The organism is Streptomyces sp. NPDC060205 (genome assembly GCF_042728395.1).
In the GTDB taxonomy this organism is placed as follows: domain Bacteria; phylum Actinomycetota; class Actinomycetes; order Streptomycetales; family Streptomycetaceae; genus Streptomyces.
Genome location: NZ_JBHWZP010000304.1, coordinates 1 through 10,811, shown reverse-complemented (window position 1 = coordinate 10,811; position 10,811 = coordinate 1). Strand labels below are relative to the sequence as shown.

The 10,811-nt window shown below is 69.9% G+C and carries 6 protein-coding genes; all 6 read left to right on the top strand.

The window, feature by feature from the left end; genetic code table 11:
* Positions 1 to 396 precede the first annotated feature (396 nt).
* The 6 genes from ACFWGJ_RS35380 (at position 397) to ACFWGJ_RS35355 (ending at position 10,786) form a co-directional block, all read left to right on the top strand.
* Entirely contained in the window at positions 397 to 1,410 is a 1,014-nt protein-coding gene (locus ACFWGJ_RS35380) for a LacI family DNA-binding transcriptional regulator (RefSeq protein ID WP_387332787.1), read from the top strand.
* Between the two features lie 291 nt (positions 1,411 to 1,701).
* Entirely contained in the window at positions 1,702 to 3,036 is a 1,335-nt protein-coding gene (locus tag ACFWGJ_RS35375) for an ABC transporter substrate-binding protein (RefSeq protein WP_387332785.1), read from the top strand.
* Between the two features lie 7 nt (positions 3,037 to 3,043).
* Positions 3,044 to 3,994 carry a carbohydrate ABC transporter permease gene (locus ACFWGJ_RS35370; RefSeq protein ID WP_387332783.1) on the top strand — a complete coding sequence of 317 codons (951 nt, stop codon included), beginning with the start codon at positions 3,044 to 3,046 and terminating at the stop codon, positions 3,992 to 3,994.
* The gene (locus ACFWGJ_RS35365; protein ID WP_387332781.1) at positions 3,991 to 4,848 is read left to right on the top strand and encodes a carbohydrate ABC transporter permease; all 858 of its coding nucleotides are present in this window, start codon (positions 3,991 to 3,993) and stop codon (positions 4,846 to 4,848) included. Before ACFWGJ_RS35370 ends, ACFWGJ_RS35365 begins: the two co-directional genes overlap by 4 nt.
* Positions 4,849 to 4,879: 31 nt before the next feature.
* Complete coding sequence (locus tag ACFWGJ_RS35360) at positions 4,880 to 7,624, top strand: alpha-mannosidase (RefSeq protein ID WP_387332779.1); 2,745 nt, start codon at positions 4,880 to 4,882, stop codon at positions 7,622 to 7,624.
* Positions 7,625 to 7,753: 129 nt separating this feature from the next.
* Positions 7,754 to 10,786, top strand: coding sequence for a glycoside hydrolase family 2 TIM barrel-domain containing protein (locus ACFWGJ_RS35355; protein WP_387332778.1), 3,033 nt, complete (start codon positions 7,754 to 7,756; stop codon positions 10,784 to 10,786).
* Positions 10,787 to 10,811: the final 25 nt, after the last annotated feature.

The following is a 10,811-nucleotide window of genomic DNA, read 5'->3' as shown; positions in this document are numbered from 1 at the left end:
GCTGGGCATAGACATTGAACAAGTAGGCGGTGGCGAAGCCGACGAACACGATGAACCCGCACAGCGCGTCTGTGTCGGCGGGGTTGAAAGGCCGGGGCGCAGCCCCGCTTTTCAGGGGCGCGGGGAACGGCGCGGCCCACCCCCACCGGCCGACAGATGAAGGCCGACGAGCCAGCCCCCCGTCTGTCGCCCTGAAGGGGCGCGGGGAACGGCGCGATCAGCCCCCACCGGCCGCCGGCCGAAACCCAAGGAGCCACCCCCACCCCCTGCCCTTCGCCTCCAAGGGGCGCGGGGAACGGCGCAAACGCCCCCGGCCCGTCCGCGGGCACGCGCAAGCTACCGGCATACTCAGGACGCGCCCGCACACCCGCGGACGCGAAACGCAGGAGGTAGGCGATGGTGTCGACACCGGGGGCAGAGCGGGCAGAGCCCCGGAAGGTCACGATCAACGACGTCGCCAGGTCCGCCGGAGTGTCCCGGCAGACCGTGTCACGCGCGCTCAACGACAAGGACGAGATCGACGGCGACACCAAACAGCGCGTCCTGGACGCCGCCCGCGCCCTCGGCTACCGCCCGAGCCGGTTCGCCCGCGGCCTGGTCCGTCAGGACACCATGACCATCGGCCTGGTCATCCCCGATCTGCTCAACCCGTTCTTCACCGAGGTCGCCTCCGCCGCCCTGGAGGCCGCCCGCACCCGCGGCTGGCATGTCGTCGTGTACGACACCGCCGACCGCGCGGAGGAGGAGCGCGGCACGCTCCAGGTGATCAGTTCGCAGGTCGACGCGGTGATCGGCTACTTCAGCTGCCCCGACAGCGAGCTGGAGGCGTTCACCCGCGGCATGCCGGTGGTGCTCATCGGCCGCGAGGGCCGGTCCACCCGCTTCAGCTCGATCCGGGTGGACGGCCAGGAGGGCGTCCACGCGGCCGTCGCGCACCTGGTCGCGAAGGGGCACACCAGGATCGGCATGCTCGACCACCACACCCGGGCCGAGCCCAGCATCCGGCACAGCTGGTTCACTGCCGCCGCCGCGGCGCACGGGATCGACCCGGGCGCGGTGGTCGGCGCGGACCAGACGGCCGACGGCGGGGGCGCGGCGCTCAAGGAGCTGCTCTCCGCGCACCCCGGCCTCACCGCGGTCTTCACGTTCAACGACATCATCGCGATCGGCGCCCTGCGGGAAGCCCGCAGGGCGGGCAGGAGCGTCCCGGAGGACCTGGCCGTCGTCGGCTTCGACGGGCTGCAGCTCGGCGCGCTCGTCGAACCGCCGCTCACGAGCGTCGCGCTGGACACCCGACGGCTCGGCGCGCTCGCCATCGAGGAGGTCGCCCGGCTGCTGTCGGAGCCGCCTCCGCTCGCGGTCACGGACCTGGTCGTACACGCCGAGCTGCGGCTCAGCGGATCCGCGTAGCAGCGCGTCCTGCGGGCCCTTCCACGGTCCGTTTAACACGCCGGTAACGGACGAGACCCGAATGTCTTGACATTGAACCGCGCCGAAGCGCAGACTTCCGAGCACTTCGCATTGCACTCCGCGACATTTCTCCGAGCTTCTCCGTGAGCGCTCCCGTGAGCGTTCACGGGAGCGCTCACAAGCACCTGAACAGCGTTGCGTCCCGTCCCTTCCACCCAGAGGGCAGTCCGCCCGAGGGATCAGCATCGAGCCGCCTAGCACCGTCGCTAGCCGTTGTCTGGAACGGAAAATATGAGCAGCACAGTCACGCGCATCCGCCTCACCGTCGTCGCCGCGGCCGCCGGTGTCCTCGTACTCGCCGGATGCTCGTCGTCCGACTCGTCGGGCAGTTCCTCCGCGGCGTCCTGCGAGCCCGCGAAGGGCAAGGTGACACTCCAGTACTGGAACACGGTTCCGGGCATGGACGACGTCGTCGCCCTGTGGAACAAGAAGAACCCGGACATCCACGTCGAGACGAAGAACATCTCGAACGACCAGTACGGCACCCTCGGCAACGCCCTCAAGGCGGACAAGGCGCCGGACCTCGCCCAGGTCGGCTACGACCAACTGCCCAACCTGCGCACGCAGAACGCGTTCGTGGACGCCTCCGACTGCTCGGCCGCCGCGAAGGCCAAGTCGAAGTTCGTGCCGTGGACCTGGTCGCAGACCAGTTTCGGTGACACCGGCGTGTTCGCCCTCCCGCAGGACACCGGCCCGATGGCGCTCTACGTGCGCAGTGACATCTTCGAGAAGCACGACGTCGCCGTGCCCAAGACCTGGGACGAGTACGCGGCCGCAGCCCAGAAGCTGCACAGGGCGGATCCCGGCCTCGACATCACGTTCTTCGACCCGAACAACGCCGAGTGGTTCAACGGGCTCATCTGGCAGAACCAGGCCACGATGTACGGCTACTCCGGCGACAAGTGGCATGTGACCGTCGAGTCGGAGCAGAGCAGGCAGGTCGCCGAGTACTGGCAGAAGCTGATCTCCGACAAGCTCGTGCGCACCGACCTCGCCAACGGGTCCACGCAGATGTACGCCGCGTACCAGAAGGACCAGATCGCCAGTTACGTCGGCGCGGCCTGGGGCTACAGCATGTTCCGCGACAACCTGCCCAAACAGGCCGGCAAGTGGAGCATCGTCCCGATGCCGACGTGGGGCGCGAACGGCGCCTCCGGTGACTGGGGCGGCTCGACCGTCGCCTTCATGAAGGGCGGCAAGCACCTGTACGAGTCGGTCAAGTTCAACACCTGGCTGAACACCGACCCCGAGGCGCTCGCGCTGGAGAACAAGCTGGGCGGTCTCTACCCGGCCGCCAACGCCGGACTGCAACTGCCCGCGCTGTCCAAGGGCGTGCCCTACTACAACAACGAGAAGATCTTCGATGTCTTCGCGGACTCGTCCAAGAAGATCGACACCAGTTTCACCTGGGGCCCCACCCAGAAGACGGTGAACCTCGCGCTCCAGGACGCGATGGCGAAGGCCGCCGCCGGCGACGGCACCCTGAGCGACGCGCTGTCGGCCGCCCAGAGCGCCGCGGTGAAGTCGATGAAGGACCAGGCGATCCCGGTCACGGCAGGCAAGTGAGCACGACATGACCGACCTCGCTACCCGCACTCCGCGCGTGGTGACACCACCGAGGGGCCGCGGCCGTCTTCCCGACGGCGGCGGCCCCCGGGCCGGCACCATCACCGCGTTCCTGGCCCCCTTCTTCCTCCCGTTCGTGCTGTTCTACCTGGTACCGGTCGGCTACGCGCTCTGGCAGAGCTTCCGTGCCGTGCACCGCACCGGCGGCCAGTACGGCAGCTCGTACACGAGCTTCGGCGGCTTCGAGCAGTACCAGAAGGTGTTCGAGAACACCGAGTTCTGGTCCAGCATCGGGCGGATCGGAATGTTCGGCATCGTGCAGGTGCCGGTGATGCTGTTCGTCGGCCTGGTCATGGCGCTGCTCCTGGACACTCCCCTGCTGAGGCTCAAGTCGGTCTTCCGCATGACCGCGTTCATGCCGTACGCCGTGCCGGGTGTCATCGCCGCGATCATGTGGTCGTATCTCTACTCACCGCAGCTCAGCCCCGTCGTGGACCTGCTGAACGGCATCGGTCTCGATCCCGACTTCCTCGGTCCGGGGGCCGTTCTCTGGTCGGCGGCGAACATCTCCACCTGGCTGTGGACCGGCTACAACATGCTCATCATGTACTCGGCCCTGCAGTCGATCCCGCAGGAGCTGTACGAGGCCGCCAAGCTGGACGGCGCGAGCAACTGGGCCGTCGCGTGGCGGATCAAGGTGCCGATCATCGCCCCGTCGATCGTCCTGACCACGGTGTTCTCGATCATCGGCACCCTGCAGCTCTACGCGGAGCCGGCCGTGCTGCGGCAGATCTCCTCCAACATCTCCAGCACGTTCACGCCGAACATGCTCGCCTACGCGGTGGCGTCCGGGAACAACTACCAGCAGGCCGCGGCGATCTCGGTGGTCATCGCCGTCATCACGTTCGTCCTGAGCTTCGGATTCATGCGCCTGACGTCGAAGAGGGCCGGCCTGTGAGCAACGCACGTGTGAACCGCGAGAGCCGCGTCGGCCGCACGGCGGCCATGGCCCTGATGCTCCTGCTGGCCATCTACTTCCTGCTGCCGATCTACTTCCTGATCGTCGCGGCCACCAAGCCGCAGGGCGACCTCGCCACCACCAACGGACTGGCGTTCTCGCACTTCAACCTGTTCGACAACCTGCGCGTCCTGTTCACCCGCAGCGACGGGATCTTCGGGCGGTGGGCCGTCAACACCGTGATCTACGCGGTGCTGGGCGCCGCCGTGGGCACCCTGATCTCCGCCCTGTGCGGGTACGCGCTCGCCAAGTTCCGGTTCCGCGGGCGGGAGTTCCTCTTCTCCGTCATCCTCGGCGGTGTCCTCGTCCCCACCACCGCGCTGGCGCTCCCGCTGTTCCTGCTGTTCTCGGCGACCGGGATCGTCAACACCTACCTCGCGGTGTTCCTGCCCAGCATCGTCAGCCCGTTCGGCGTCTACCTGGCGCGCATCTTCGCCAACGCGGCCGTCCCGCAGGAGCTGATCGAGTCGGCACGGCTGGACGGGGCGGGCGAGTTCCGCACGTTCTTCTCGGTGTCGTTCAAGCTGATGACACCGGCGCTGGTGACCATCTTCCTGTTCCAGTTCGTCGCCATCTGGAACAACTTCTTCCTGCCGATGGTCATGCTGCAGAAGGAGTCCCTGTTCCCGATCACCCTCGGCCTGTACCAGTGGAACGGCCAGACCGCCCGGGCCCCGCTCCTCCAGCAGTCCGTCATCACCGGCTCGCTGGTGTCGATCGTGCCGGTGATCATCGTGTTCATCCTCCTGCAGCGGTTCTGGCGCACCGGTCTCGCCGCCGGTTCACTGAAATGACCGCCCGCTCGAACAGAAGGTTTCTGCCGCCATGAGCAACTCCGCCGTCTTCGTGCCCCATTTCCACTGGGACCGGGAGTGGTACGAGCCGTTCCAGGTGTTCCGGCACCGACTGGTCACCGCCCTCGACACCGTGCTGGAGACGGCCGAGTCGGACCCCGACTTCCGGTTCACCGTCGACGGCCAGATGGCCGCCGTCGAGGACTATCTGGAGATGCGGCCGGAGAACCGCGACCGGCTCGCGGCCCTGGTCGGCGAAGGCCGGATCGCCGTCGGGCCGTGGCTCATCCTGCTCGACGAATTCCTCTGCTCAGGCGAGACCATCGTCCGCAATCTGCAGATGGGCTGGTCCGCCGCGGCGGACCTCGGCGGCGCGATGCCGATCGGCTATCTGCCGGACATGTTCGGCCATGTCGCGCAGATGCCGCAGATCCTCGCGCGCGCCGGGATCGAGCACGCGGCACTGTGGCGCGGGGTGCCCGGTTCCGTCGACGGCCACGCCTTCCGCTGGCGCGCACCCGACGGCTCCGAGGTGCGCACCGAGTTCCTCTTCGACGGCTACGACAACGGCCTCGACGTACTGCTGGTGCCCGACCGGATCGGCCGCGCGCTCGGCGACTACGCGGAGATGACGGCCGACCGGTGGGGCACGGACCCGGTCCTGGCGATGGCCGGCACCGACCACAACGCGCCCGACCCGCACCTCGCGGCCTGGTTGCGGCAGGCGTCCGGCGAGGGACGCGCCATCGCCATGGCGACCCTCGCCGAATACCTCCGCGAGCATGTGCGCGACGAGGTGCCGGCCGTCGTCACGGGCGAACTGCGCAGCCACGTACGCGGCAACATCCTCCCGGGCGTGCTCTCCGTACGGCTCGGCCTCAAGCAGCGGATGGCCCTCGCCGAGCGCACGATCGACCACGCCGAGCGCATGAACGCCCTGTGGTCGAGGCGCGACGACGCGCCGTTCCTCGCCCTCGCCTGGCACAAGATCATCGAGTCGACCGCGCACGACTCGGTGGTCGGCTCCGGCACCGACGAGACCTGCGACCAGGTCGCCGCCCGGCTCGCGGAGGCCGCGCAGACCGCGCGCGCCGTCCGGGACGCCGCGCTGGCCGAGCCCGCCGCCCTCGTCCCGGGCGACGGTCATCTGATCGCCAACCCGCTGCCGTTCGACCGCACGGCGCTGGTCGAGGTGGATGTCGTCGCCCCGCCCGCCGGTACGCGGCTGGTCGCGACCACCGCCGACGGCTCGGCGCACCCCGTGCAACTGGTCTCCGAGGCACCGACGGTCCTCAGCGACGAGCGCATGGACGCCTCGCAGCTCGAACGCGTACTGCGGCGTATCCACCGCCGTGAACTGTTCGGCCGGCTCATCGACCACTACGACCTCAGCCCCGGTTCGCTCGTCTTCCACCTCGCCGAGGTTCCTGCCGGGGGGCCGTTCGACCTGCTGATCCTGCGCAAGGAGGTCGCCGCCGCCGCTGCCGCGCATCCGGGTGAGTGGCGGGTGCTGACGCTGGAGGAGCCCCGGGCCACCGCGCTCGTCCCCGTCGAGGTCCCCGCCTCCGGACTGACCGCGTTCCGCGTGGAGCCGCGGGAGGACACCGCCGGCGTATCGGCGTCGTACGCGCCCCCGCAGACCCCGTACGCCACGGCGACGGATCGCACGCTCTCCAACGGCCTGGTCGCGGTCACTGTCGCCGCGGACGGCACGCTGGACATCGTCGGCGCCGACGGGACCGTGCTGCGCGGTGTCGGTCGTCTCGTCGACGGCGGTGACCGCGGTGACAGCTACAACTACGCACCCCCGGCGCACGACGTCCTCGTCCAGGACCCGGCGGAGATCACCGTCGACGTCCTCGAAGACGGCCCGCTGCGGTCACGGCTGCGGGTCACCCGCGTCTACGCCTGGCCCGTCGCCCTCTCCGGAGACCGCGACCTGCGCGACGGACGGACCGTGCCGACTCCGGTGGAGACACTGGTGGAGGTACGGGCCGGTGAACCGTTCGTGCGGGTCTCCACCTCGTTCCTCAACCAGTCGGCGGACCACCGGCTGCGCTTCCACGTGCCGCTGCCCGAGCCGGTGAGCACGTCCTCGTCCGCCGGGCAGTTCGCCGTCACCGAGCGCGGACTCACCGCCGAGGGCGGCTGGGGCGAGTACCCGCTGCCGACCTTCCCGGCCGGCACGTTCGTGTCGGCGGGTCCGGCCACGGTCCTGCTCGACCACTCCAGCGAGTACGAACTCGCCGGCGACGGCTGCGAACTGGCCATCACGCTGCTGCGGGCGATCGGCTCGATCAGCGTCAACATCCATCCGCTGCGCGACGAGCCCGCGGCGAGCGAGATTCCCGTGCCGGGTGCGCAGGATCTCGGCATGCGTGTCGAGAACCGCTTCGCCGTGGTCCCGTCCGCCACCGGCTGGCGCGGGGCGGACGCGGTGGCGCTCGCCGAGGAGTTCCGGAGTGATGTGCTCGTCACCCGTGGGACCGGGGCCGCCGGGGGCCAACTGCCGCCGGACAGAAGCGGGGTGCGCGTCGACGGGCAAGACGTCCTGGTGTCGGGCCTCCGCCGCGTCACCGACGACGAGTCCGGGAACGGCACCGAGGTGCGGCTGACCGCGATGCGCGACAGCGCGTCCACCGTCCGGGTGACGGGTCCGTTCACCGAGGCGACCACCGTGGATCTGCTCGGCCGCCCCCTCTCCCGTACCGAGGCCGCCGGCGAACTCGAACTCGCCCTCGGGGCGTGGGAGATCCGCACGGTCGTCCTCCGGTAGGACCCGTCCCCCTGAGGACCGCCGTCGCTCCTCGAAGCTCCGTCGTACGTGACCCACAGGTCGTACGTGAACCACAGGTCGTACATGGCCCACAGGTCGTACGTGACCCACAGAAAGAGTTGTGACCTCTTGTCCACCGAGCTCTCCCCCCATGTTTCGGACCTCGCACCAGGGCGTGGCGCACTGCGCCCGGCGCGCTCGTGGCTGCGCTCCGACGCGCCCTCGCTCTCGCTGAACGGGCCCTGGCGCTTCCGGCTGTCGCCGGCGGCGTCCGGACCGGAGGACTTCGCGGCCGGCGGCTTCGACGACCATAACTGGGACAGCATCCCCGTGCCCTCCCACTGGGTGCTGGAGGGCGACGGGGCCCACGGCCGGCCGATCTACACGAACATCCGGTTCCCCTTCCCGATCGACCCGCCCCACGTCCCGGACGAGAACCCGACCGGTGACTACCGGCGGCACTTCGAGGTTCCCGCCGACTGGTCGGACGCCGAGCGCGTGGTGCTGCGCTTCGACGGCGTCGAGTCGCTGTTCCGGGTGTGGGTCAACGGCACCGAGGTCGGCAGCGCGAGCGGCAGCCGCCTGGCCCACGAGTTCGACGTCACCTCCGCGGTGCGCACGGGCGACAACGTCGTGGCCGTACGGGTGCATCAGTGGTCGGCGGCCAGTTACGTCGAGGACCAGGACCAGTGGTGGCTGCCGGGCATCTTCCGCGATGTCACGCTCACCGCCCGGCCGGTCGGAGGCATCGAGGACGTCTGGCTGCGGACCGGCTTCGAGCAGGGTTCCGAGCGGCGTGACGAGCGCGGCGCGGGGCTGGTCGAGGCGGAGATCACCGCCGATCCCGCCGCGTTCCCGGTCACCCTGCGCATCCCCGAACTCGGCGTCGAACGTGTCTGGGCCACGCCGGGCGACGTGACGCCGTTCCGCGTCCCGGGCGTGGAGCCCTGGTCGGCCGAGGTGCCCCGCCTGTACGACGCCACCGTGTCCACGGCCGCGGAGAGCATCGCGCTGCGGGTGGGTTTCCGCACGGTCGAGATACGCGGCGACCAGTTCCTGGTCAACGGCAGCCGTGTCGTCTTCCACGGGGTGAACCGGCACGAGGCTCATCCCGAGCGCGGCCGTGTCTTCGACGAGGAACACGCCCGCGAGGACCTGGCCCGCATGAAGCGGTTCAACGTCAACGCGATCCGCACCAGCCACTACCCGCCGCATCCCCGGCTGCTCGACCTGGCCGACGAACTCGGCTTCTGGGTGGTCCTGGAATGCGACCTGGAGACGCACGGCTTCGAGAAGCTCGACTGGGTGGGCAACCCGAGCGACGATCCGGCGTGGCGCGAGGCCTACCTGGACCGCATCCGACGCACCGTCGAACGGGACAAGAACCACCCGAGCATCGTGATCTGGTCACTCGGCAACGAGGCGGGCACGGGCGGCAACCTGGCCGCCATGTCGTCGTGGGTCCACGCCCGCGACCCGGAGCGGCCGGTGCATTACGAGGGCGACTACACCGGCGAGTACACGGACCTCTATTCGCGCATGTACGCGTCGGTGCCGGAGACCGAGCAGATCGGCAGCGACGACGCGCGCTCCACCCTGCTGAACTGCACGCCCGCGCAGAGTGCACGGCAGCGTAAGAAGCCGTTCCTGCTGTGCGAGTACGCGCACGCGATGGGCAACGGGCCGGGCGCGTTCGACCAGTACGAGGCACTCGTACGGCGGTATCCGCGGCTGCACGGCGGCTTCGTGTGGGAGTGGCGCGACCACGGCATCCTCACCACGGCCCCGGACGGGACGGCGTACCACGCGTACGGCGGTGACTTCGGTGAGGTCGTGCACGACGGCAACTTCGTGATGGACGGCATGCTGTTGAGCAACGACGTCCCCACGCCGAGCCTTTATGAGTTCAAGGCGGTCGTTCAGCCGGTCGAGTTCACCTTCGAGAGCGACGGCGAAGGTGCCGACGGCGGCGGCCACGGTCAGGTCGTGGTCACCAACCTGCGGCACACCGCCGACACGTCCGACCTGCGCTTCCGCTGGCGTGTCGAGCACGACGGCGCCCCTGTGGCCTCCGGCGAGTTGCACGTCCCCGCCGTCGCCGCGGGCGGGTCGGAGCGCGTGTCGCTGCCTGAGGTCGCCGTCGCCCACGACGCCGAGACGTGGCTGACGATCGACGCGGTCCTGGCGGCACCGACCGCCTGGGCGCCCGCGGACCACGTGCTCGCGACGGCCCAACTGGACCGCTCGGCACCTCGTCGCGTACCCGCCGTCCGGTCGCGGACCGCTTGGCTGCCGGGCGACGGAGACCTTTCGCTCGGCATCGCCGAGTTCACCGCTGGCTCTCTGACGCGTCTTGCCGGGCGTGCGGTGAGCGGGCCGCGGCTGGAGCTCTTCCGCGCGCCGACCGACAACGACGAGAGCCCGTCCGACGGGGTCGAGGAGAGCGACGCCAGTATCGCCGGGGTGTCCAACGCGGAACTGTGGCGTGCTGACGGTCTCGACCGGCTGACGACACGGCGTGTCTGCGTGGAGCACACCGCGGACGCCCTGCGCACCGTCGACAAGGTCTCCTCGGCGAACTCCGCGGCCTGGGTGATGGTGGAGTCCGTGTGGTCGGTCGAGGACGGTGCACTGGAACTGCGCGTGGAGATCGAGCCCTCGCGCGGCTGGCGGACCGTGTGGCCGCGGATCGGGATCCGCTTCGAGCTGCCCGACGGCACGGCCGCCGTCGACGGGGCGGACTGGTTCGGTCTGGGACCGTTGGAGTCGTATCCCGACAGCCTCCGCGCGGCCCGCACCGGCCGGTTCTCCGCCACGATCGGCGACCTCTCGGTCGAGTACGCGCGCCCGCAGGAGACCGGGCACCGTTCCGAGCTGCGCCGGCTCACGCTGGCGAGCGGCGACCGCGAGGTGCTGCGTGTCGAGGCTCTTCCCGACACGCGCGGGCGTCGCCCCGGCTTCACGCTCAGCCGCCACGCCCCGCAGGAGATCGCCCTCGCACGCCACCCCTTCGAGCTCGGCGACTCGACGACGAGTCACCTGATCATCGACGCGGCCCAGCACGGGCTCGGCTCGCGTTCGTGCGGCCCGGACGTGTGGCCTCAGTTCGCACTGCGCCCCGAAGCACGCACGATCAGGTTGCGTCTGTCGGCGACCGAGTGAGATTCCGCCCCCGGCCCACCGTCAC